Raw genomic sequence first — 24,764 nt, forward strand, 5'->3', positions numbered from 1 at the left:
GAGTCGATCTGAATGTTTTGATTTTGCACGGATATTTAATTACAGATTTAGCACACTGTCCAATGCTTGATCCGTCGTAGCGAAAACGAATTGCCCTCGCTATCTCGTTCATTATTTTGATATCTGAATGACGACATACGACTTTGTTATTGACAAATAAACAAATTTCATTTCACTTCAAACTCTTGCTGCCCATAAATCAGGTCATTACTACCAATTCCCTGGACTACAATTCTAAACTTCCCTGTAATGTCTCCGGTGAAGAATGAGCAATCAACTTCACCTTGATCATTAATGACCAAGCCGGATTTCCAGTAAAGTGTGGAAAGGAGCTGCGGATCTGTAAAGTCTTTGAGTTGCTCGTCGAATCCGTAGAATTCTCGGGCCGTGTAGATGCCATTGAGTTTGAAAATGGTTTTGTCTTGCTCCGCCATGCAACCTGAATACACAACTTTTCTTGACTTCCATTCCCATTCGCTGTTATCTCCTATATATCCAATTAACTCTCCGGACATGCTTAATTTTGCAATACCATCTTGGTACAATTCTCCTTTTTTAGGTTGGCGTCGGTTAGGATCATCTTTGGTTGAATAATACAACGGCGAGATGTGGGGATAGTAAAGCACATTGCCAATTACATAATCCCCACAGGCATTGGTTCCTCTTTTCCCTCCGTAAATTGAGTTGTTGCGTCCTCCGACTCTTACGATTACTTCCTTAAGTTGTGTAGCATGCTCCATTCCTTTTAGCATGGATTCTCTGCTACTTTGTCCGGCAGATGTAAGACCGCTGGTTGTTATTAGGATCGTTTTAGCGAGATTTTTATTTACTTCCCAAAAAGGATCTTCCAGCTCAATACTGTAGCCATCCTTGTTTTGCATATTCACCGATGCTCTCAGTGCCTTGCCGGAAGGAACCAGTAAATCAGGGTATGGAATTTCAAAAATCCCTCCAGGGTTAGTAGAGTAGACACTGACGTCTTTTACATCTTTCATGATGTTTAAATCAACAGCTTTTTTTAAGGGCTTGCCAAGGTAAAGAACCTTTCCGCTGACTGTAAGTGAACTTGGGGTTTGGGCGGTGTCGCCAGGAGAACTAGTTAGTAAATCTTGCCAGGTATATTTTCTCCACCCTTTGATAAGAAGAATGTGCTCCAGAAAGGATTTGTTTTCAAACCTCCTTCCTGCGGGATCCAGTGGAAGAGTCCCCAGACTGGAATTCAGGAAAATATAGCTTTCAATATCCTGTTCGTTGGCGGGATCGAAGCGGTTCTCCTGTACGCAGGCGATGGATACGATACCTTGTACGGGTTGGTTGGATTGATCTTTGAACTGGAGTTTGGTTGAAATCTTCTCACGTTTTAAATAGGTCTTTTTTAATTCTTCGGAGCTCATTTCTATCCGGCGGTCGTAGTGAGCGAAAAAGATGCGCTCTACGACGGGTCGTCCTTCTTCATCCAGGATCGTAATCGTCGCCAGCCCTTTTGGAACAGCGGCCAGTACTACGGTCTTATCAACCCGACTTTTTTGCATAGCAACCAGAAAAGAGGCGTAGCCTTCGCGGTAATCATGAATCAACACCTGCAAATTTTTACCAACCTGCCCCTCAATCTGGAATGATAAGGTGTCGTTTACGACAGCCTGCTTGAGATGAAGGGCAATGCCATCCGGCAGTATCTCAGGCAAATAGTAAACGGTGTCTTTGGGGAGTATTTTATTTTGCTCAACCTGTACACTGTACCGACATTTACGATCAGGGACGAAACTAAAAGCACCAACACCATAACTGGTTGTACTTATGGTGTCGATCGGAGTGTTGTCTTTAAACAAAATTCCTTGTATTGGTACCGATAGATTTTGTGTGGTTTTGGTTTCCCAGCCAACCGTAGCAGTAAGCCCATCAACCAGGTGTCCTCCTTCGGGATAGAACTTTGCGACTATTCCTTTTGAAAGTTTGGATGGCAACGGAACTGTAACATATTGTATATCGTCGTTATACCTAGCAGAAATCAGCATTGTCGGTTGTTGTTCGCTGAACTCGTCTGTAGAAATGGTGATTATACTGGTGTTGTTACCATCGATTTTGGCTACTACCGGTGTTGCTTTGCCAATACTGTACTCCACAACAGGCTTTACTCTGGACTTTGGATCGGGTAGTTCCAGCTGAACTTTGACCCGGAGTTTGCCATCAATGTCCACAGTGTCCAATAACATCGTGCTGACGGAAAACGGGCTCTCTGTAATACTTTTAATGGTTAACTTTTGTACAAAAAGGATAATAGGTAATTGGTTTTTGTCGACCACATCGGTGTAAGCAATCAGCTGATAATTTCCAGGCGGTAGCGAATCGGGAAGAGCCATGTTGCCGGAAGCCAATCCATTTTCCATGGCAAATTTATCTTGCAACTGTACTTTCTGGTTGGCCTCTCTGACGAGGACTAGTGATAAAATAGTATGCTTACTGAAATCTACCGACTCACTTCTGACAACATAAGCACTGAACCAGATGTTTTCGTTATTGGTATAGATGTTTTTATCGGTATGGACAAAAAGCAGGTTGCTGGGGCTGTTTTTTGAATAAAATCGAAGCTTTTCAAGAAAAACATTATCTTCCAGTTGTTTGGACTGAGCAGTTGAGTCAAAAGAATTGGCAAAAAGAATCAAGAAAATATAAACAGAAATGTATCTCATCCTGGTCGTCAGTTCATTATTTAACTGTAAAGGCTCTTACAGCTTCGGACATTTTTAAGTGGTATAGTCTCACAGTTTACCTATATCTTAGTAAAAAGACGGTTATCTTAAAATCTATTGAATTTCATTGCAGCATGCATTAACCGGACAGCACATTAAGCCTAGCTCCCCCCCTGCCCCAGAATTCTTGGGGGTCAAAATGAGTCTCTATGCAGCTAGATCGGCTAACCTGAAAATAGAAAAATGAAATAAAATAAAATTCAACATAGGTCGCAAAGCAGTACGCTCCGGCGCTCCGGCTCCTTTTTTGATACCGGTAAAATTTCTTCTGTAAATTACCGTTTTGTATCTTATAGCTCTTCAATGTAAATCTGCATTAAACAGTAAGCTTTGAAACTCATAACATAAGACACCGATACCATTTTTCAAAATTCAAGCATCCTCCAACAACGGGATCGTAGAGGGTGACAAGTACCAGCTTTATTTTTATGACAGAGTTTGGCGAGATGCCGGCATTAAAATGACAGAAGGGAACTTTCTGGATTTCAGAGGCATCCCCTCTAACACAATATATTGGCTAAGGGACATCTCCACTGGGAAAGAAGAACTGTCCTTCAGGTATATTCATGACAGACAGGTCTTTCTCAATAACTAAGTCACACAATTATCCGGTAAACTGCATTGTTGGCAAATTTCTCAAAAATCTTTCGAAGGTCTATTTCAAAACGGCCCTGGTATGTGGTGATTAACATCACGGGGCTCAGTCTTGCGATAGCTTTCTGTGTTCTCATTGCGCTGTTCGTTAATAGTGAATATGACTACGACCAGTTTCACAAAAGCAAGAACGAACTTTACAGGCTGGTAGTTGATGTCGACCAGAAGGGCGCGGGCTTACGGAAGATCGGTTACACGAATAACATCCAGGGAAGGGAATTTCAGGAAGCGCTTCCTGAAATAAAAGGTGTTGTTCGCTTTTTTTCATCTAATAGCGCTGTGCGTCACGGGCAGACCATACAGAACGAAAATATTCTATATGCTGATTCTAACTTTTTTGCTGTATTTACCTTCCCCCTATTATTGGGCAGCCCAACGGAAGTTCTAAAACACGTTAACAATGTGGTGATAACCGAGGAAGTTGCAAGGCGGTATTTTGGAAAAACAGATGTAGTGGGCGAACTCTTCGAAATTTTTCGTGGCGACCATTTCGACTCCTTTATTATCAGTGGCATAGCAAAAATACCTCCTAAAAATTCCAGTATTAAATTTGGTATCGTACTGCCCTATCAGTCCAACAAGGAGTTTGCCGGAGACAATCAATGGACCGGGTTTTATTTGAATACCTTTGTTATGATTGATTCCGCGGCTCATTTACCACAGCTCGAACAAAAAATCAATCATCTCTTCTCTGCCAAGGCGAAAGGTGAATTAAGCATGATAAGAGAAAATGCCAAGGTCGATCTGAAAATTCGGTTTAGATTACAACACCTCCTCGATCTTCACCTTGCCAGGGAGTATGCCGAAGATAAAAATGGACTGGAGGATAGTAGCAATGTGCTATATTCTTCTATTTTAATAACAATTGCCTTGTTTATTTTAGCTATTGCCAGTATTAATTTCATCAATCTGACCCTGTCGCAAGCTATTACCAGAAGCAAGGAGGTTGGTATTCGTAAGGTTGTAGGCAGTAACAGGATCGCGATCATTTTTCAGTTTCTGTCAGAATCGTTCTTTCTGTGTGTAGTTTCTTTTGTAATAGCCCTGTTGCTTTCAGCTTTGATGTTGCCTAGCCTAAACTGGATGGCAAACAAACATATTGACCTGTCTGATTTCCTTGGAGCCAGGATGAGTATTGCGTTTTTAGCGCTACTGTTCGGAACTTGCCTCATTTCAGGTTGGTATCCCGCCTTCGTTATGTCGGTCCCTGGCCCAATGAAGGCTCTGTCAATCAGCAATCAGTTAAAACGGAGATTTGGTCTTTCGCTGGTTGTCGTTCAGTTTTATGTTGCAACTTCTCTTCTGCTGTCTGCCGTAGTGGTGTTCCTTCAGTTTAATTTTATAGAAAATTTGAAGTTAGGGTATAATGATGAAAACGTGATGGTCATCATAAATGCTATGCCTACTTCGGTAGACGATATACGGCTTTTCAAAACAAAACTTACCAGGAATACCGGCATTTTAAATGCCTGTGCTCAGGTTGACGAGAAAGTAGAAAAAGTATTGGTTAATCACATTGAAATTGACTGTGAGTCAATTTCCACAGACGAAGACTATCTGAATACGCTAAATATACCCTTACAAAGCGGAAGAAACTTCCTAAAATCGTTTTCCACTGACTCTACCACTGGTATTATCGTTAATGAAACTTTCGTTAAACGAGCACAGCTGGGTAATAGCGCCTTGGGAAGTGTAGTAGAGTTTATCTGGAACAATTCACGGATGAAGATCATCGGAGTAGTGAAAGATTACCATACCGGATCTGCGGAACAGGAAATTAAACCCCTGGTATTGAAAATGTATCCAAACGAGCGTTATCCAACTGGAATTGTAAAGGTAAAACTATCAGGGCTAAAGGAGCCTTTGAGTCAGATCATTCTAACCGAATTCAAAGAGGCCTTTCCCTACCAGCCTTTCCAATACAGTTTTTTGAAAGCTATAAACGCAAAGTATTTAGAGGCCAATAGGAATTGGAAGCGTATAATAACCATCGCAACCGGTGCGGTAATTTTTATTTGCTTGATCGGCTTATTTGGTTTATGTATGATTTCCGCCCAAAGCCGTACCAAAGAGATTGCCATACGTAAAATTGCCGGGTCCTCGGACTGGCAGATTGTCCAGATGTTGTCAAAACGGTATGTAGGTCAAATATTGCTTGCTACCTTCCTGGCCATCCCCACGGTGTTCTATTTGGAAGGTAAATGGCTGGCCAATTTTGCGTTTCGGGTAGATATCTCCATCTGGAAGTACTTCTTAAGCTGTGCTGCTATTCTCGTAATTGGCTTTTTACCTATTTTTTATCACTCCTTAAAAGCGACCAAAAAAAATCCAGTAGATTCATTACGAACTGAATGACCTGCGATAAATGTGAAGTATACCGTTCGGACAGGCAGAAAAGGCACTGCCTTTCAGTTGGGGCGCCTGCCTGTGGATTATCTCGTCATGCTTACTCAAAAAAACTAAAATCCTTATCTCCACTGGCGTGTTGGTATCCACAGGTATAGATTTTGATAAACAGGGAGAAACACTCCAAAAATATCCACGGCTTCAAATGTTTTCCGGCCTATCGTTTTAGAATAATCGATCTTAGTAAACTTAAAAGGTATACCTTATTTCAACTATGGAAATCAGTACAGAAGTAATCCTCCATGCCGCCAGACTAGGTGAAATACCGGTCCTCAGCGAGCTGATCCGGCTGGGTACGGACGTCAATGTGCAGGAAAAACAAAGGGGGCATACGCCACTGATCATTGCATGTTATAACAATCAATATGAAGCCGCCAGAATGCTTCTGGATGCAGGCGCCAACGTCAATGCATTTGACTACGGCGGTAATACTGCCCTGATGGGTGCTGCTTTCAAAGGGTATTCGGATATAGCTATGCTTTTAATTGACCGGGGAGCAATCCTGGACATGCAACACGGGAATGGCGGCACCGCCTTGATGTTTGCAACGATGTTTGGACGTAACGAGTTGGTAAAACTTCTAAAAGCGCAGGGAGCTGATCTGAACCTGACCGACGCCCGAGGTTTGACGGCGCTGGATTTAGCCATTCAGCAAAACAATACTATGGCCATTGAACTGCTTTCTTGAAAATCACTCGAAAAAAATGCCCCGGACAACCCTCCGAGGCATTTTTTCGTTTCTATGCTGGAATTTTCCTCGGCTTCTCCCGTTCCCAGAAGCGATGTTGAGAAATGGCCAGAACAAATTTTTCGGCAACTGCTGCAAGATCTTCCCCAACCACAATCCCCTCCCGTAGCACGGTTTGATCCTCATAATCAACGGGAAGTTTCTTTGCAAAATAGGTTGCTTCCAGCACCTGCATTGCCGACTGGTGCGCTGCAATAGCTTTACAATGTTTGAAAGCTTCGTTGAGAAAATGTATGGCGTCTGCGTCCGCCTCAATCGTCGCAACACTATTCGTACCGCCTGCTACGTACACCGCATCGTAAAAAACAGATGAGGCAGTTAGAAAACTATGATCTACTGCTATTTGTGCATCGCGCTGAGAAAGAATATAGTTCAGCCGGGGGGCAATCAGTTCCACAGTTGCCCCGGCAGCTGATAAAGCCTGCCTGACTGTTTCCAGGGATTCATCATTGACACCATCAGCCGCAAGCAGCGCAACTTTTCTGGTTTTGATGCTGTCTTTTGTTGTGTTGGACATGCTCAGTGCTGCCGAAATACTAACCGTCTGTTCAAAAGTAAGTGAATCAAAATCAGCAGGTTCGCCGTCAGCAGGCACACTATGATTAACGGGCAGCTCAGTATCCTGTGGCACATGGATCCTGAGGGCAAAAGCAACATCTGCCGCCAGCCCTTTGTCTATCATGGATAGAATCCTAAGCATACGCTCGCGGATCGCAACAGTCCTGACTTTACCCAGCTCAAAGCTCAGTGCATCTGCAATATGGTTTTTTTCTGGCGTTGACTGGCTGTTAAAAAAAAGCCTGGCCTGACTGAAATGATCAAAAAAACTTCTCCCGCGAGCCCTTACCTTCCGTGCATCCACACGCTCGGGATAGGAAGTATACCCTCCTTCAGATGCTGGTGCCTGCATCGGAAACCCTCCCCCCAGCGAATTGGGATGATAACTTACCTTACCCCGGTTAATGGTCTGGCGCATGTACCCGTCTCGCTGATTATTACGGACATCCACAACCGGGCGATTAATCGGAATTTCCTGAAAATTGGGCCCTCCCAGGCGGATCAGCTGGGTATCCGTATATGAAAAAAGCCGTCCTTGCAGCAGGGGATCATTCGTAAAATCGATGCCGGGTACAACGTGTCCCACATGGAACGCGGCCTGCTCAGTCTCTGCAAAAAAATTATCGGGGTTCCGATTGAGTGTCATCTTACCAATCCGCTGAACCGGAACCAGTTCTTCCGGTATTAATTTGGTAGGATCCAGCAGGTCAAACTCATATTTGAATTCGTCCTTGTCTGGTACTATCTGCACCCCAAGTTCCCATTCCGGGTAATTCCCGCTTTCAATGGCATCCCAAAGATCACGCCGATGGAAATCAGGGTCTTTGCCTGAGATTGTCTGAGCCTCATCCCATGCCACCGCATGTACCCCTAACAACGGTTTCCAGTGAAATTTAACAAAACTGGACTCCCCTTTTTCATTGATGAAACGAAAAGTATGTACCCCAAAGCCCTCCATCATCCGGTAACTGCGGGGAAGCGCACGGTCGCTCATCACCCACATGATCATGTGCGCCGATTCGGGCATCAGCGAGATGAAATCCCAGAAAGTATCATGGGCCGAAGCCGCCTGCGGCATTTCATTGTCAGGCTCCGGTTTGACTGCGTGAACCAGATCCGGGAATTTTATGGCATCCTGGATAAAGAAAACAGGCATGTTATTTCCCACCAGATCAAAATTGCCCTCCTGTGTATAAAACTTCACAGCGAACCCTCGGACATCGCGCGCGAGGTCCGTCGATCCCCGAGAGCCTGCTACCGTCGAAAACCGCACAAACACGGGTGTCTCTATCGATGTATCATTTAAAAACCCTGCTTTTGTAATGGCCGATTGTGATTCATACAATTTGAAAATCCCGTGCGCTCCTGAACCCCGGGCATGTACAACCCTCTCCGGTATACGTTCATGATCAAAATGCGTAATTTTTTCTCGAAGAATAAAGTCCTCCAGAAGCGTTGCGCCACGTTCCCCTGCCCTAAGCGAATTCTGATCATCGTTGACACGAACTCCGTGGTTGGTAGTGATAAACTTATCTTTCTCTTCCACTGTAAACTGCCGCAGCTTTTCGGACTTGCCGTTTACAGTTTGAGAATTTTCTATTCTTGCTTTTCTTTTCGTCATGACTTTTGTGTTCACACCTCCTCGGAGGCTTTGTAGTTAATCTCATTTTCGGCCACCTCGGTCAAAAGATGATCGGCCTGTTTTTCTTCCTCCAGAGTTTGTGAAAGAATATCCGCTACCTCGGTTAAGCCCAGGGTTGCGGCCAGTTGTACCAGTCCGCCGTAGGTTGCAATTTCATAATGCTCCACCTTCTGTGATGCCAGGATAATACCTACATCCCGGGTAGCAGTTCCTTCATGCGTACTTTCCAGTATGCCTTCCCCTTCTTTGGTAAGACCTTCCATTGCATCGCATTTTTTTGCTATGGCCTCAATACCCAGTAAATCAAAAATAACGAGTAGCCTGTTTACATGTTCCACCGTCTGTTTGAGATGGTTTTCAATCGCCGACCCAAGTTTTTGGGAACTGCTGGAGGCGATCATCTTAGGCAAAGACTTTACCAAATGATTTTCGGCCCAATAAATATCCCGGAGACTGTCGACAAACAGTTCCATCAACGCCGGTTCTGCACCGACGGATGTTTTGGTTTTAAATTTTGGCTCTGAGCCTGTCCCACGTTCCATATCCATGAATGGTTTAGTATGTCCCATTCTGTATAAAAGGCATTCCAGTATAAGGCCCGTGTAAAAGTTATCATAACCATCTATCTTTCGAACTTCACTGATAAGGCCCATCCGCGTTCAAAATAAAACGCTCCCGGCTGCATTTCAGATAAATAAGAATGATGTTCCCGGCTTTTTTATGCTTCTGGCTTCCAATCCGGACGGAAATCCATGGGGACTATATACCACAGAGAGTCAATTTTAACATTTAATGTGATAAATTTCATTATGTTTGCTCAACAAAGCGATCCATAACCTCATTTCAGTGATGAAAAGCCTCAGTCCCCCCAAGCGTAAAAAAAAATACCATACCCCTAAATTAAAAAAGTTGGGGAAAGTGCAAAATCTGACGTTCGGCACCAGTGGTAGTTCTGGTGATGGAATTGCGACATGGGACCCCTGTTAAAGATGGTTTGGAATTCCTCATTCCATCTATTAGGTTTCGACGAAAAGTCAATAGTGTTACTACTGAATGGATCAGTTCCTAAAATTTTCAGTAGCCCTGTTCAATATGCAATTCTGCGTGAATTTTTCGGGCAGAAAGAAGTTGATCTTGATCTGCTTAGGGAGGTTTACAAGGATGTTTACTCACTGCATGAAATCCTGGAAGCTTTTTTCGGGCTTTCGCAGGAAAAGGTTTTGCTTCCCGGGGCTATTCTTAAAATCGCAATCGCATCCCCCGAATGGCCCCGGCTTTACCATGATATTGGGGAACTGGGCTTACGAGCAATCCTGATTGATAATCAACTACCCGATTTAACGATATTTATCGTTTCTGATCTGCGTGTTCTGACGCATGCACATCTTCTCGAAATTAAAAGCAACCGGTTTGTATGCCTGTGGATATTCGGCAGTGAGCTTAAATTATCTCCGGTATTTGATAAAGCGGACAGCGCCTCTTTTTTCTCCTTTTTAAATAGGATGAAACGAGCCTTTTTCGGCCAGATACTAACCTTTAATCATCACCTTTCCCCAACGGATGTTCCGGACGTATCGCCTCTTACCTTACTTTTGGAACATCTGCCGGAGTTTATTTCTTCCCATGAGGCTTCCCGAACACTGCTGATTTTTGATTATAAAAAACTTGACATTAAACGCATCCCCATACACGAAAGTGTTTTCAGTTCTTACCCAACAGAACGATACGACCTTTTGGATGAGCACGGAAAGCCCGCAGATGTCATTTCGGTTTTCAACAAGCTTTCATTCCATTGCGAGACTTTTACAGGATTAATTGATATACTGAAATCAGAGCAAACTCCGCTGGGAGGATGGGTAAGCTCCGGGGGCTTTATTTACAGATCCAATAAAGTCAGCACTGAAACCTTTCTTTCCCGGACCAGAGCCAGCGGCAATGGACTAACCAGAGAGGAGTCGGAAGCGAAGGCCTTCTGTGAAACATTGGAACGCTACTCCCAGGGATTCCGTGAATATGAAGACGGGTATATTATTGACACCTATAAAAATCTTGGGAATGAAGCCATTCATCCTAACGACATACTTCTTTTCAGCCCTGACCAGTATCGTCTGAAAATGGCACGTAACCAGATGAACGTGCCACTGCTGCCTTTTGATGAAAATATGCCCATTTCCTGGAGTGATATTCATGACATTTCCGGTACTGTTTCACGAAAAATTCCCACTTTTCTTCTGTACCTGGGGATTCCTCCGGAGGATACCTCCTCGGAGAGGTTCTTTAAATGGATAACAAACGGCACTGCTGCTGGCCCGACACCTGAAATGGCGCGACTGCATGCACTCTACGAACTGATTGAAAGAGATGCCTACGCTATCTGGTGGTATAACCGATTATCTGCCCGGGGAATTGATTTGGGCTGTCTCTCCCATTTGAGCATTGTTGCCTCTGCCCTTGAAGCACATACCCGCCTGGGGAAAAATGTATACCTCTTTGATATTACGCAGGATATCTGCATCCCAACGGTCGCTGTAATTTCGGACTATATCCCGGGCACTTATTTCCTGTCGTGCGGTTCCAATATCAGCTTTGAGAAGGCATGCGAAAGTGCATTTTGTGAGCTGAATCAACTCTATCTTCATCATCTGAACAAGAAAAGCCGCCTGAATACCGGTCAGATGGCGGATATTGCCGCTACGTTAGCCAGCCATCTCCCCCAAACGCCGGTATGGCCAATGGAGAAACCCGACTTATCCGTCACCGCAGAACTACACCTTCTGGAAACAGAAATCAGAAAACGAGGGCTTGATATATACTATAAAGACCTCTCCCGTAATGATGTTTGGCTGCCCGTTGTGAAAGCCATTGTTCCAGGCATGAGAGATATGGATACCCGTTTTGCTGCGGGCAGATTATACACCACCGTCAGCGACCGGCATGGGTACCTGCCTTCCGAAAACTCCCTTAGAAACTTTACGATATTCTGAATGAAAGGCATAATTGGAATGGTGGGAAATCTAGTTGCCGGAGACCTCGGGCGAATGAGCCAACGTCTGACACACCGGGGAAATGCGGCGCTAACAAGCGCAGATACATTTGGTTTCGGTCAGCTGAGTACTTCGGAGAACCCCGTCCCTTTTAGCCTTAACGGGATCACGATCATCTCTGATGCCCGGATTGATAACCAGCCGGAAATGCTGGACAAAATCGCTGCGCAAAGGCATTTGGAAATAAGTACCAACGAATTTATCCACATGGCCTATTCCAAACTCGGCATCAGTTTTGTTGAGCATTTGTCAGGAGATTTTACAATAGCGATTGCGGATGAAAATTGCAGGAAATTGTTCCTGATACGTGATCACATGGGTGTACGCCCGTTATATTACTGTTTTAAACAGAGTACCTGCCTGGCCTTTGCTTCTGAGCCGAAAGCCCTTCTTTCGCTTGATTTCGTATCCTCCGAGCTCAATGACGCAAAACTAAGGGAATATCTCCAATGGCCAGTTGATCACAGGCCTTATGGAAAGGCAACGTTTTATAAGGACATATTTTCTGTTATGCCAGCGAGCGTTCTGACAGCCGGAATGGATCTGAACACAATCCAGGAAACGTTTTATTGGAAAATTGATCCGGAACGTTTTCGGATTCTGACTACGGAATCGTTACTTATTGCAGAATACCGGAAGAGATTTGAAACCGCTGTTTGCAGAAGATTACAGCCGATGACAGGCGCCCATGTGAGTGGCGGCCTTGATTCCAGCTCCATCTATAAGGTCGCCGAAAAATACCTCCGTAAAGATCAGTTGCACTCGGTACATTTTTATCCTGGCACTCCCGATACAGACGAAAGAAGTTACGCCAACGAAGTAGTTCGAAACAACCTGGAAAATCACTTTCAGATTGAACCAGCGGCGGATCCGCTTGCAGGTATCCGGCATTCGCATGTATATACGGACAGACCGGACTTAAGCACGATCCCAACCGGCACCAAAATACTCCGGGAATTAGCTCTTTTAAAAAATAAGAATGTCACTGTGATCCTGACCGGTCACGAAGGCGACACCGTTGTCGATTCGGGCAGACATTACCTTTCCGGCTTGCTCCTCAACTCAAAATTTGGAGAATTTGGGAAATACGTGGAAGGAGACGACAAGTCATCAAGGTTCAAAAGACTCTATTTCGTTAAACGAGCGCTTTCAGCCAGATATTCAGCCGATGGATCCGTGTCAGCCATGAAATTCGCTGCAGCCCTTCTCAGGCATAAACAAATTTCGTTGTTGGAGTTGGCTAGAATAATATACTCCGTTGCATTAGGACTGCTATCGCGCCGGAGCAGGAGATCTGCAAACCTATCTGCGGATGTGCGGTATACCCCCTCCACGCTTACAGGTGTCAGAAGTGAGCATTTTAACCGTATTTTTTCGGCAGGCATCATCGATATGAATGAAATACTTAACCTTGCCGGAGCAGCTTATGGCATCGAATATGCTCATCCTTTTCTTGACAGGGATTTTATTGAATTAAGTTTATTCATTCCTGAAAAATTGAGAATAGGCTCGAACGGGCTGACCAGGAATCATTTCCGGGAGGCCATGACCGGGATTTTGCCAGAGTACGTAAGGCTTAGAAGGTCGAAAGTTCAATTTGACAAAGCCATTTGGCACAACCTCGTTGACGCAGTCAATTCATTCCTCCGGGAAAATGATCTTAACAATGAAAAGAGAAAAGAATTAATCCGGATAAAAAGGAAGCTGCAAGCCATAGATGCTGACCATCCCGCCTTTAGTAAAACGAAAAGAATCCAGAGACAACTTTTACTTACCATCTGGAAAAGCCAGTTAGAAAGGTCCGATACATAATTTACCCAAAGTTTTCAGCCACTCATACCTCAAAATCGTTTGAAAGTGACCTCTGAATTTTCCCGGATCAGATACTTAATGATGCAGAGGCGTCGGACTTCCGGAGTACCTGCCAGCACATTGACGACTTAATTTAAGTTGCCTGGATCATCTGTCTCCATCGACCTCCACCTGCGTTTCAACTGTATGATCCTGAATTTAATGTTATCGTAAATCAATCCTCCAATCAAAAGAGCACTTGCGATGACCAATACATAAAGCCCGATATAGGAATAAACAATACCCGTTATCACACCGCCGAAGAAGAAAAAACTGATAATGGTGAGGCGCAGCCTGATTGAAGCAAATAGCTTTTGTTTATGCTGCCTGGATTTATAGAAAAGAAGCTGGGATAATTCAATCCCCAGGTCAGTGAACAATCCCGTTAAATGTGTGGTTCTCACAACCGAATTGGATATTGTTGTTACAAGGGAGTTCTGCATACCCATTGCAAACAATAAACAACAGGCGATAACATCAGGACTGTCCCTTGCAAGATGTGAAAATAAAATCCCGACCATCAGCAGGATAGCACTCTCGATAACAACCGGGGCTACATAAATAAGCCGCTCATTTTCCTTTGCCACAAGTTCCACCAGCAGCCCCGCCACAAAAGATCCCAGGAAGAAGAAAAAAATATACAAGAAGTATATCAGACCCTGCCAGAGGTTCATTTTATAGACCTCATCAACAAAAAAGGCAAAATGCCCGGTTACATTGGTAGTTAGCCTTTGCACCGCTAGAAACCCGCCGACATTCACCATGCCAGCCACAAATGATAACAGAGACGCAATCCGCAGATTGTGGCTTAACGTACGTGTTTTACCGTGATGTCTGAACAATGTACTCTCTTTTTAAACTCAAAACATTTCAATGATCTGTGAAATGCCTTTCAGGATCAATTTTAAGGCAAGTTACAAAAGCACCGGTTTTGATAACAAAAATAGATAAAATGAGGCGCGAAAGTTAGTATATAGCTGTTCGTAAAGGAGATGGCTTATGACCTCAACGGGTATTATTAAGCAAGACATCTATTTTCCCAAATTTCTGAATACCCTCGGTTACCGCATTTTGGATGGACGGTACATCCAATACATCAAGCCTGGTAACATACACGTCCGGTAACTTTGTTAGCTGAGTCTCGTCAGGGTGTTTATCGGGGTGGATTACCAGCCAAATCAATAAGTAACACCACTACCTTCATAGCATATAAAAAAATCGGGATGGTTAAACACCATCCCGATTCAAAAAAAGGATCGTAAGTTTTTAACTATTAAAAGTTAGCAGCCTTACCTGTATCCCACCATAGGCGAGTTGCAATGTCATCCTTCGCACCAGTACCCATTTTAGATACTGCATCGGTCACGGCCGCTGTATTGCCCGTTCTTTCAGCATTTACAAACGGCATCCTTTTGATGGATTCTCCCGCCGGGATAATGCCCCAGTCACCGTTACTGTCATTTTTAGCAGCAGCTGGTATTTTAGGATAACCGGTACGTCTGAAATCCACCCAAGCTTCGACTGTATTGGTGAAGGTATTGAGGTACTTCTGTGTAATAATCTTTTCCAGTTTCAGTTCATCTGAATCTGCATCATTCCATGCGATGGTAACAGTTGAAAGTGCTGTGAAATTATTACGCGCGTCAATAGGATCTACATAATTGATTGGCTTGCTGGTTTTATCAGCAAGATAGGCGTCTGCGCTACCTGCACCCCAATCTTCAAAAGATAATTTAATACCATTTTCATAATTGGTTTTTGGGTCTCCTGCTCCAGCCCAGCCTCTCAGCCCAGCTTCAGCTTTCAGAAACGCCACTTCCGCAGCGGTAAAATTCCTTCTCGTCTGAACCGTCTGGAAACTTTCATTCACCTTAGAGAAAGGTACGTGATCAGCCTTTGCCTTGATATAAGCACCATTCCGCACACCTTTGTACGGCATAGTTGGGTGATCTGCATACAACGATGCGCTGGATGATGGCATAGGGGCAAAATATTTGGAAAGGCGACCGTCATTATAACCAATCAGGAATGACTCCATGAGAGCACCCATCCGGGTATCATCCCATTCATAACAGATCTGCGCTACAGGTATCTTATTACCATTCAATGAATTGACAAAATTGTCAGCATTGGTGGTGATTAAGCCTGCAGGATCAGCCAGTGCTTTCTCGCCTTGTGTTTTTGCCTGAGCCGGATCAACTTTTGAAAGGCGCATTGCCAGTCTCAGTCTCAAAGAATTGACAACCTTCTGCCATTGCGTAATACTGCCCTTATAGTTGGTTGGGTCAAACTTAGCGAAACCGGTATAGGTCTTATTAGCGTTAAAATCGGTCTGGATAGAGTCCAGCTGCTTAAAGAAAAGCGGATACAGATCCGACTCCTTGTCGTACAAAATAGAATTCGCCGTAGTACCATACTGAGAATAAATGATGGGTCCGTGTACAGCTGTTAATTTAGACATACCATAAATACGAACCAGCTTGGCCCAGGTAGCAAACAAAGGCAGGTTATTTTCTCCTGCAAGCCTGATCACTTGTCTGGCGGGCGACATCACGCTACCATACTCCCGGCCCCAAAAAGAGTTCCAGCGAATGTAGTAGGTTGTGTTATTCACGTTACCAACAAAATCTGTGGGTGTACCCATGTAACCCATCCAGTTGTCTGCACACAAATCTTCTTCAACCTGGTGACCGTTAAGGTTGAAGATCATATTGGAAAAAGGAGAACCTACGAGGTTAAAATCCTGCTTAAGGGTCTCATCGGAAATTTGATAAGGGTTCAGGTTTGTCTCTGTAAAATTGTCAGTACAAGCCGCAAACACAATCAAGGATACCAGTATAAAAAATATCTGTTTCATTTTAATGATTTTAAAGTTTTAGAATGACAACTTCAGGTTTAACCCATAAGATCTTGTAGATGGCAAACCAAACACATCGGCAGATTGCAGCGAGTTACCGGTAGTCATAGACTGTTCCGGATCAAACGGTGCTTTTTTGTATAAGAAGAACAAGTTTCTACCTACGAATGACACCGAAGCATCCTTAAATACTGGATTTGCCCCTTTGCTTTTAATGGTATAACCTAATACAAACTGTCCTAATCTAACGTTAGTTCTGGAAAACAGGTATGGCTCCATGATCTTATTTCTGTCACCAATAGCAGAATAATAAGTGTAAGGATCAATGGTAGTAACAGCCGTACCTTCAGGAGTCACTGCGTTGATGGCTATGCTTCCTGCATCTCTCGCTTCTGCTGTTCTTTCACTCACACCATAAGAATCCAGGAAGGCCTCTGTTTTGGAGAAGGCAACACCTCCGAATTTACCGTTAATCATTGCGCTGGCAAAAAAGTTACGATAGGTAAAGTTGTTGTTCCATGACAACAGCAGTTTCGGGTTAACATTACCCACCTTTGTCTGTGTAGCAGCCTTTCTTGTTACGCCATTGGCATCCAGAAGAATCTGTCCTGCCTCGTTCCGGGCAAATTTGTAAATATACACGTCATTGAAAGAGCCACCTGCTTTGATGATCGAAGCAAAACCTTCGTCATCTCCACCTACCTGATAGCCCGGATTGGAAGCGATCAGCTCAACAATTTTGTTTTTATTCTGTGAGGCGTTCAAAATGGTATTCCAGCTGAAATGATCAGTACGTATCGGTTCTGCATTAAGTGTCAGCTCAAATCCGCTGTTTTCGATCTTTCCTGCATTAACATAATAAGTAGTATATCCCGAACCTGAAGGCGCAGCCAGTGAAAGAAACTGATTGGTGCTCACACCGTTGTAATATGTAAAGTCTAATCCTAACCTGTTCTTAAAGAACTTGGCTTCAAGACCGTACTCGTTTGCGACGATTTTCTCAGGTTTCAGGTTGGTAAACGGTACCTGTGTTGGCCTGTTGATACCGCCGATACCTGTTGGTCCACCAGCACCACCTATCGTAGACAAAGGCTGTACTACGTTATAAGGTACTTCGTTGGCTGTTTGTGAGAACGATGCCCGTACCTTAAGGAATGAAATAACCTGGGGTAAATCAACGATCTGGCTGATGACCGCGGATCCTCCCACAGATGGGTAGAAGTATGACTGGTTACCGGTAAGCGCCAGCGTAGAAGCCCAGTCATTACGTCCTGCCAGATCCAGGTAGAGGAAGTCTTTATAACCAAGTGACAAGTTGGCAAATGCTCCCTGCTTGATGGTTTTGGCGTAATCCAGAACCCCACCAACCTGCTGATTGAACATGACGTTGTAAGGCATGTTTGAGAACGTAAACACGTTTGGATACTGTAGGGAAACAGTACCATTGTTCACGGTCATACCGTCGCCGTATATATTCTTCTGGTAACTAAGACCTGCCAATGCGTTCACACTGAAATCTCCTACGGTCTTGTTATATGTCAGGATACCGTCCGTATAAATGGCCTGGTCTGTGTATCTTGTATAGTCCCATTTCCCGTTGGGGCTCACACTCACCGAGTTTCCTGCTGCAGCATAACGGTAATCTCTCAGCGCATTGTTGTAATCTATGTTACCCCTTATCTCAAACTTCAGATTCTCAAGGATGTCATAGGAAAGTTTCACATTGGCAATGATTCTTTTGAACGACTGCAATTTTGAATTCCTGTTAATCTCCCAGTACGGATTGTTTTGTTTTTCCTCCGTTGAATACCAGTTCATTTTGTCCATATTCCTTTCAGGATTGAACACAGCGTAATTTTCCTTGTAATTATTGAAATCACGGTCTCTGCCAAATAAGTACAGACCGGTCAGCGGGTTGTTGTAATAACCTGCACCTGGACGATTTTTAGATTTTTCTGCAGACAGAATAATACCCGAGCTAAGCGTAATCTTATCCCTTAGCATTTTGGTGCTTTGTCTGAACGAGAAGTTATTTTTATGATAGGTATTTGTAGGCATTATACCTTTCGAGGAAACATTGGCGTAAGAGAAATAAACGCTCGTTTTGTTATTCCCGCCCGTGATAGCCACCGAGTTATTCGCCGTTATACCCGTCTGGAAGAAATCCTTAATGTAGTCTTTTTGATAGCTGTCAGATTTAACTACCGCCGTTCCCTTCGGAGTCCAGCTATAGTCACCCCCTACGGTTCCGTAACGGAACTGAAAATCAGGAAGACCGGATACCTGCTCGAATACTGTACTGGACTGGAGATCCACCGCTAGTTTACCTTCTTTACCTTTTTTGGTAGTTACCAATATAACACCATTTGCACCCTGGCTACCATAAAGGATAGAAGCGTTCGCTCCTCTCAATACGCTGATGCTTTCGATATCCGATGGGTTAATGGAAGAAAGACCATCACCACCGTCAGTTCCACCGTAAGAGCCTGGCTGACCTCCTTTGTTATTCACCATTGGAATACCGTCGATCACATAAAGTGCTTCGCTGGATCCCTGAAGTGACTTGTTACCACGAAGAACCGCCCTGGTAGAACCGCCCGCTCCCGAGCTGCTTACTTTGATGTCAATACCTGCGGCTTTACCGTTAAGCGCGTCCACAAAGTTGGTGTTGGCTGCTCTTCTTAATTCTTCACCACCAATTTGCTGCGTTGCATAGGTCAGGGCCTTTTTGTCTCTCTGAACACCAAGTGCTGTTACCACTACTTCGTTAAGAACGGCAGCGGATGTTTCCAGTACCACGTTTAATACACTCTGTACACCAACCGTAACTTCTTTTGTGTTGAAACCAATAGATGAAAAGATCAAAACTGTGCCCTCATTAGGAACCTCGATCGAAAACTTGCCATCTGCGTCTGTGATTGTTCCTCCTGCGCTTCCCTTGATCATGACGGTAGACCCTGGTATCGCTTCCCCTTTGCTGTCTGTTACCGTACCGGTTATCGCCTTTGCGATGCTAATAGTGGCTGTCTTGCTTAACATGTTTCCCGACTTCGGTGCGGCGAGGGATGCCCCAACGGAAGCCGTGAAAACGACAATTTGATAAAAAGTAAGTTTCATCCACTGCGGACATTTTACTTCTTGCTTTCTTTTCATAATGGTTGATTGTTAGATAGTTAGGAAAATTCATGCAATACAAACTCTGTACATCCGGAAAGATGTTCAAAGCCTTGAAACCCAAAAGGTACCAGCTTCCAGGCGTCATTTTACTCTAGGTGTGGGAATGTAAAATATTATGTCATAGGCTCTTTCTAAGTTTTTTGATTAAACGGTTTTTTATTAGGCAATTAATATATTGAACGAGGGATTAATTTCGATTTTTTTGCCAAAGTACTAATTTAATTAGGGATTTTATCTATTGAACAAGGGATTAATTAAAAAAATTTAAATTCTTGTGTTTTAGCGTGAAATTTAAGCCTTTTTAAACTATTGCCGTTTTCATTCCACCCTTTCCCAATGTACGTTTTCAAACTTCTGACAGATCATATATGGAGCACCTCGTCGCACATTGACTTGTCTGTTTTAAATGACCACTCTTCAAAGATAATACAATAACGGTATTCATATACGAAGGTATTTTGGATACCTTAGCTCTATTTGTAAAAAACCCGACAGCCGAAATCCCCACTTATCAAGACAGTATCCTTAATTTTACATTTTCCTGGGAACATGACAGATTTCCGGTTTGCAAACCCTCACTTCGCTTAAAGGAAATTATGCGCTATTCAATCGTTACCCAGCATGCTATTAAAATTGTTTACTAAGATCGTCAAAATCTGGAATGATCTCAAGGGAGACATCAACACTTTTTCCTTACAAAATCGGATTTATCATTCCGTATGCCTGGCAGCAATTGTAATCATGTTTTACAATTTACCCTTCAGTATCCTGATGGGTTACTACGAGCTGGCGGCCGCAACGTTGTTTCTGCTTCCGCTCCAGTGGTATCTGTTTTATCTCTCCAGATTCAAGAGAAAATCTCAGCTGAGCCTGACCATTAATGTGCTGATTATCCATACATTTTTCATTATCAATTACATTCTGAACTCGGGCATCCGGGGTTCCGCCTTGTTGTCGTTTTCAATCGCCTACTTTCTGATTGTTATTGTTGTTCCGAAAAAGCAATACCTGATGTGGACCTTCATCCACCTTTCCCTGGTTTTAGGGTTGCTATTGTGGGAATTCAAGCGGCCCGAGGTCATACTCATCTCATACGCTACCCGAACTGACCAGTTCACAGATATTGCTTCCACCTATGTCGTCAGCATCGTCCTTATGCTGGCTGGCCTCTCCTACATTATCAATAACTATGCGATTGAAAAACGGCTGGCCGATCAGAAGGCCATTGTTTTAAAGGAATCAAACGATCAGAAGAACAAGCTGATATCTATCATATCCCACGATTTCAACACACCTCTTAGCAGTATACGAAGATATCTTACTTTATTAAGAAAAACCGAATTGACAGTGGACGAACGGAGGCAGTTTGAGAATGAATTAGGCCAGGTCACTTTTGATACCCAGAACCTCCTGCTAAATCTGCTGAGCTGGGCGCATAATAATATGGAAACCAAAGCGCTTCCGGTAAGGCCTGTCAAACTGGATGATGCGCTGAGGAACACTGTCCGGACTTACAGGGCTATTGCCAACGAAAAGAATATCAGTTTTGATTACAGAATACCGGCAGGTACTTCAGTACTTGGCAATGTGGATATCGTAGACGGCATCCTCCGGAACCTGATCAACAATGCAATAAAATTCACAAATGAAGGTGGCAAGGTCATCATTCATGCTGTGGAGGAGGATGGCTTTGTTATTATTATGGTTGAAGACACCGGCATTGGCATTCCGTTACAACGGCAGCCCTACATTTTTAACTCGGATTTGTCATCTACCTACGGCACTCAGAATGAAAAAGGGATTGGTCTCGGCCTGACGCTGTGCAAAGACTTCACCAAGGCCCTCAAAGGAGAAATCTGGTTTTCGAGTGAGGAGGATCAGGGCACGACATTCTATCTTAAACTTCCTGCATTTTCGAAAAAAACAAAAGCAAAGGTACCTGCCTGAGAGGACCTGTCCCTGCCATTTTTGGGGCACCCCATAAGTTTATTGAACGGCTTTCTTTTTGCGCCATTTTTCTTCTATATTTGAAGTTGACCGAAACTCAACGAAGCCAAAAATCACTTCGACCGCTGGCTCTCACAACAACTTTCTGGTGTTGCTAACCTATCTGAAATGAAAGTATCTCCAAACGAACGTTTTAAAATCACCTATTCTATCCTTAACCATGAGTATCTTGGTTATATTTTCGAATCGTTTGTGGTACAGCTGGATGCGCAGGGCGATTTCTCCTACCAGATACAAAATATATCTTCTAAAAATATCAACGAGTTTAAGTCTGGTCTTGATCAGAGGGATTATGAGCTCGTGAAACTGATTGACGATATCCAGCAGGATGTAATCCTTAAAAAATTCAACCCCAAAAAACTTTCGACGGTAGATTTTTTCCTGAAAATTTACGACCCTCAGAAAGGCGACAAACTGGTACAGGAGGCAATTGCAAGTTATCTGCAAAAAAGCAAAGCTGAAATACTCAGCCGCCTGGAAGATAAGGCCTTGTTCATAATGGGAAGCGACGGCAACCCTTTGTGGAAAAGAGTGATCTGGGAAAAGGAACAGGCCAAAATAAGATTTCATTTTGTCAGAAACGAAGACAACACACATTACTTCCCTACGATTCTGCACAACCATCAAAAACTTGATTTTCAATACAAAAATGCCATACTGATTTGTGAAGAACCCGCATGGCTGGCGGTAGATGGTCATTTGTATCACTTTGAAGGTAACCTGGAAGGCAAAAAAATAAAGCCTTTCCTGGCTAAAAAATTCATTGCGGTTCCTTCTGCCATGGAAGAAGAGTATTACAAAAAATTTGTTACCCCTTTGATTGCTTCTTACGATGTGGTGGCCCGCGGTTTTGAGATCAGACATATTTCCTCGGCTCCGGTACCTATCCTAACCATTACGGACATGGCAAAAGCGCCCAAAGCCCTGGTACTATTTGACGATCCTACAGAGGATTCGGAAGAAGTGAATAACGAGGTGGTATTGGATTTGTCTTTCCAGTATGGAAATTTCCAGTTCAGATTTGACAGCTTCCCCCATCATTCAAACGTGCATCTGGAGAAAAAAGGGAACGATTATTTATTTTATAAAGTCAAGCGGGACGCCGTCGCCGAGAAGAAAAGCCTGAACCAGCTCCGGGACCTGGGACTTGGTATTAAAACAGGAAGAGCAGTACTCAGTAAAACCGAGGCTTTTGGATGGTTACAAAGTTATGTAAAACAACTTTCGGATGTCGGCATTACTGTACGTCAGAACACCTCCGACCCTAAGAGGTATTTTCTGGGTTATTCCTCTCTTGACATCTCCATCCAGGAAGAGCGGGATTGGTTTGATATTCACGCACGGGTATTATTCGGCGAATTTGAAATCCCTTTCATCCAGCTCAGAAACTATATACTGAATCAGAAAAAGGAATTTACCCTTCCCAATGGCGAAATTGCCGTTATCCCCGAGTGGTGGTTCACCAAATATTCGGAGTTGTTTTCGTTTACCGAACACGGACATGACGGCGACAAACTTCGTCTCAGAATTCAACATATTGCTCTTGTCCAGGAACTTAAAGACGAAAACCTGGCAACGGCTATGATCAGCAGGAAACTGGAAGGATTAAGAAACTTTGATCAGATCGAACCAAAACCTACACCTGAAAATTTTAAGGGAACGCTTCGGCCTTATCAGAAAGCAGGGTATGACTGGCTCAGGTTTCTGAACCAGTATCGGCTCGGTGGCTGCCTGGCTGATGATATGGGTCTTGGGAAAACAGTTCAGACGCTGGCTTTGCTTCAGTCTCAGAAAGAAGCAGCAATTAAAGAGCCCTCCATCCTCATCATGCCTACCTCCTTGCTGTATAACTGGTCGCTGGAAGCTGGCAAGTTCACACCAGAACTCCGGATTCTGCAGTATACCGGTACTTATCGCGAAAAAGACACGGCGCTATTTGACAATTACGACCTCATTATTACTTCCTACGGAATAATCCGGCTCGACATCGATCTGCTGCATACCTATCGTTTCAACTATGTGATCCTCGATGAATCTCAGGCAATTAAAAATCCTTCGTCCATCATTACCAAAGCGATAAGGAAACTGAATTCGGCACACAGGCTGATCCTGACTGGTACACCCATTGAAAACAGTACGCTTGACCTTTGGTCGCAGATGTCCTTCGTAAACCCCGGTCTGCTGGGGAGTCAGACTTTCTTCCGGGATGAGTTTCAGATACCAATTGAAAAAAAGAATGACGAAGAAAAAAGCAAGCGATTGTACAATCTGATCAAACCTTTCATACTGAGGAGAAATAAATCTCAGGTTGCCACCGATCTTCCCGAAAAAGTAGAGAATGTGCAGTACTGCGAGATGTCAGAGGAGCAAGAAAAAGCCTACGAAGAAGCAAAGGCCTACTACCGGAACGTGATTTTGCAAAGCATTGACAACGATGGCATGTCTCGTTCACACATGATTGTGCTCCAGGGCTTAACCAAATTGCGCCAGCTGGCCAATCATCCACGCATGGTAGATACGGAGTATGGCAACGGTTCCGGGAAATTCGAAGACATCTGTCACAAAATAGAAACAGTCATCAGCGAAAACCATAAGATTCTGATTTTCAGCCAATACATAAAACATCTGGATCTTTTCAGGGAGTATCTGGATCAGCGCCAGACCGTATATGCCTATCTGGATGGCTCCACTAAGGACCGTCAAGAACAGGTAGAGAATTTCCAGAATAACACAGATATCAAACTGTTTCTAATCTCTCTGAAAGCCGGTGGCCTCGGACTTAACCTTACCGCCGCCGACTATGTATTTATACTGGATCCGTGGTGGAACCCTGCTATTGAGGCACAGGCCGTGGATCGTGCCCACCGGATAGGCCAGGACCGCACGGTTTTCACTTACAAGTTCATCACCAAAAATACTGTCGAAGAAAAAATTCTGGCCCTGCAGAAATCTAAAAAACAACTGGCCGATGATCTCATATCCAGCGAAGACGGTTTTATCAAGTCCTTATCGAAAGATGATGTACTTCAGCTTCTGACCTAAAAATCTCCAATAAATCATAAGCCCGCCA

At 43.8% G+C, this 24,764-nt stretch carries 13 protein-coding genes; 7 read left to right on the top strand and 6 right to left on the bottom strand.

All coding sequences use genetic code 11. The features are described from left to right. Window positions 1-167: 167 nt before the first annotated feature. Window positions 168-2,690: an MG2 domain-containing protein gene (locus tag KOE27_RS18720; protein ID WP_215240337.1), complete on the bottom strand. Its 2,523-nt coding sequence runs from the start codon at window positions 2,688-2,690 to the stop codon at window positions 168-170. A 738-nt stretch (window positions 2,691-3,428) separates the two neighbouring features. Here KOE27_RS18720 and KOE27_RS18725 point away from each other — a divergent pair. The 3 genes from KOE27_RS18725 to KOE27_RS18730 all read left to right on the top strand — a co-directional run bounded on the left by KOE27_RS18725 (window position 3,429) and on the right by KOE27_RS18730 (window position 6,498). Further along, window positions 3,429-5,759, top strand: coding sequence for an ABC transporter permease (locus KOE27_RS18725; protein WP_215240338.1), 2,331 nt, complete (start codon window positions 3,429-3,431; stop codon window positions 5,757-5,759). After that, the gene (locus KOE27_RS30100; protein ID WP_456305214.1) at window positions 5,756-5,908 is read left to right on the top strand and encodes a hypothetical protein; all 153 of its coding nucleotides are present in this window, start codon (window positions 5,756-5,758) and stop codon (window positions 5,906-5,908) included. The genes KOE27_RS18725 and KOE27_RS30100 overlap by 4 nt, the downstream gene beginning before the upstream one ends. Window positions 5,909-6,024: 116 nt before the next feature. Beyond that, entirely contained in the window at window positions 6,025-6,498 is a 474-nt protein-coding gene (locus KOE27_RS18730) for an ankyrin repeat domain-containing protein (protein ID WP_215240339.1), read from the top strand. 52 nt (window positions 6,499-6,550) lie between these two features. On the opposite strand, the gene KOE27_RS18735 is transcribed toward KOE27_RS18730, so the two are convergent. Both KOE27_RS18735 and KOE27_RS18740 read right to left on the bottom strand, forming a co-directional pair. Then, the gene (locus tag KOE27_RS18735) at window positions 6,551-8,737 is read right to left on the bottom strand and encodes a catalase (protein WP_215240340.1); all 2,187 of its coding nucleotides are present in this window, start codon (window positions 8,735-8,737) and stop codon (window positions 6,551-6,553) included. Window positions 8,738-8,748: 11 nt separating this feature from the next. Continuing rightward, window positions 8,749-9,300, bottom strand: a complete 552-nt coding sequence (locus tag KOE27_RS18740) for a YciE/YciF ferroxidase family protein (RefSeq protein ID WP_215240341.1) — start codon at window positions 9,298-9,300, stop codon at window positions 8,749-8,751. A gap of 498 nt (window positions 9,301-9,798) precedes the next feature. Between KOE27_RS18740 and KOE27_RS18745 the strand changes: the two genes are divergently transcribed. Together KOE27_RS18745 and KOE27_RS18750 are read left to right on the top strand one after the other, a co-directional pair. Then, window positions 9,799-11,742, top strand: a complete 1,944-nt coding sequence (locus tag KOE27_RS18745) for a YcaO-like family protein (protein WP_215240342.1) — start codon at window positions 9,799-9,801, stop codon at window positions 11,740-11,742. Continuing rightward, window positions 11,743-13,614, top strand: coding sequence for an asparagine synthase-related protein (locus tag KOE27_RS18750; protein WP_215240343.1), 1,872 nt, complete (start codon window positions 11,743-11,745; stop codon window positions 13,612-13,614). A 128-nt stretch (window positions 13,615-13,742) separates the two neighbouring features. Here KOE27_RS18750 and KOE27_RS18755 read toward each other — a convergent pair whose 3' ends face one another. The 3 genes from KOE27_RS18755 to KOE27_RS18765 form a co-directional block, all read right to left on the bottom strand. Further along, window positions 13,743-14,495 (bottom strand): YoaK family protein, encoded by a 753-nt coding sequence (locus KOE27_RS18755; RefSeq protein ID WP_215240344.1) that lies wholly within the window; start codon window positions 14,493-14,495, stop codon window positions 13,743-13,745. Window positions 14,496-14,926: 431 nt separating this feature from the next. Further along, window positions 14,927-16,510 carry a SusD/RagB family nutrient-binding outer membrane lipoprotein gene (locus KOE27_RS18760; protein ID WP_215240345.1) on the bottom strand — a complete coding sequence of 528 codons (1,584 nt, stop codon included), beginning with the start codon at window positions 16,508-16,510 and terminating at the stop codon, window positions 14,927-14,929. Window positions 16,511-16,528: 18 nt separating this feature from the next. After that, window positions 16,529-19,663: a SusC/RagA family TonB-linked outer membrane protein gene (locus KOE27_RS18765; RefSeq protein WP_215240346.1), complete on the bottom strand. Its 3,135-nt coding sequence runs from the start codon at window positions 19,661-19,663 to the stop codon at window positions 16,529-16,531. 645 nt (window positions 19,664-20,308) lie between these two features. Here KOE27_RS18765 and KOE27_RS18770 point away from each other — a divergent pair. Continuing rightward, complete coding sequence (locus tag KOE27_RS18770) at window positions 20,309-21,634, top strand: sensor histidine kinase (protein ID WP_215240347.1); 1,326 nt, start codon at window positions 20,309-20,311, stop codon at window positions 21,632-21,634. Window positions 21,635-21,802: 168 nt separating this feature from the next. Further along, window positions 21,803-24,736 carry a DEAD/DEAH box helicase gene (locus KOE27_RS18775; RefSeq protein WP_215240348.1) on the top strand — a complete coding sequence of 978 codons (2,934 nt, stop codon included), beginning with the start codon at window positions 21,803-21,805 and terminating at the stop codon, window positions 24,734-24,736. Window positions 24,737-24,764 lie beyond the last annotated feature (28 nt).

The organism is Dyadobacter sp. CECT 9275 (assembly GCF_907164905.1).
In the GTDB taxonomy this organism is placed as follows: domain Bacteria; phylum Bacteroidota; class Bacteroidia; order Cytophagales; family Spirosomataceae; genus Dyadobacter; species Dyadobacter helix.

What these genes read in the sequence shown, in the direction of transcription:
- KOE27_RS30100 (WP_456305214.1), top strand. Translation starts at nt 5,756, where the DNA reads ATGACCTGCGATAAATGTGAAGTATACCGTTCGGACAGGCAGAAAAGG.
- KOE27_RS18750 (WP_215240343.1), top strand. Translation starts at nt 11,743, where the DNA reads ATGAAAGGCATAATTGGAATGGTGGGAAATCTAGTTGCCGGAGACCTC.
- KOE27_RS18730 (WP_215240339.1), top strand. Translation starts at nt 6,025, where the DNA reads ATGGAAATCAGTACAGAAGTAATCCTCCATGCCGCCAGACTAGGTGAA.
- KOE27_RS18775 (WP_215240348.1), top strand. Translation starts at nt 21,803, where the DNA reads ATGAAAGTATCTCCAAACGAACGTTTTAAAATCACCTATTCTATCCTT.
- KOE27_RS18740 (WP_215240341.1), bottom strand. Translation starts at nt 9,300, where the DNA reads ATGGAACGTGGGACAGGCTCAGAGCCAAAATTTAAAACCAAAACATCC.
- KOE27_RS18720 (WP_215240337.1), bottom strand. Translation starts at nt 2,690, where the DNA reads ATGAGATACATTTCTGTTTATATTTTCTTGATTCTTTTTGCCAATTCT.
- KOE27_RS18765 (WP_215240346.1), bottom strand. Translation starts at nt 19,663, where the DNA reads ATGAAAAGAAAGCAAGAAGTAAAATGTCCGCAGTGGATGAAACTTACT.
- KOE27_RS18760 (WP_215240345.1), bottom strand. Translation starts at nt 16,510, where the DNA reads ATGAAACAGATATTTTTTATACTGGTATCCTTGATTGTGTTTGCGGCT.
- KOE27_RS18770 (WP_215240347.1), top strand. Translation starts at nt 20,309, where the DNA reads ATGCTATTAAAATTGTTTACTAAGATCGTCAAAATCTGGAATGATCTC.
- KOE27_RS18735 (WP_215240340.1), bottom strand. Translation starts at nt 8,737, where the DNA reads ATGACGAAAAGAAAAGCAAGAATAGAAAATTCTCAAACTGTAAACGGC.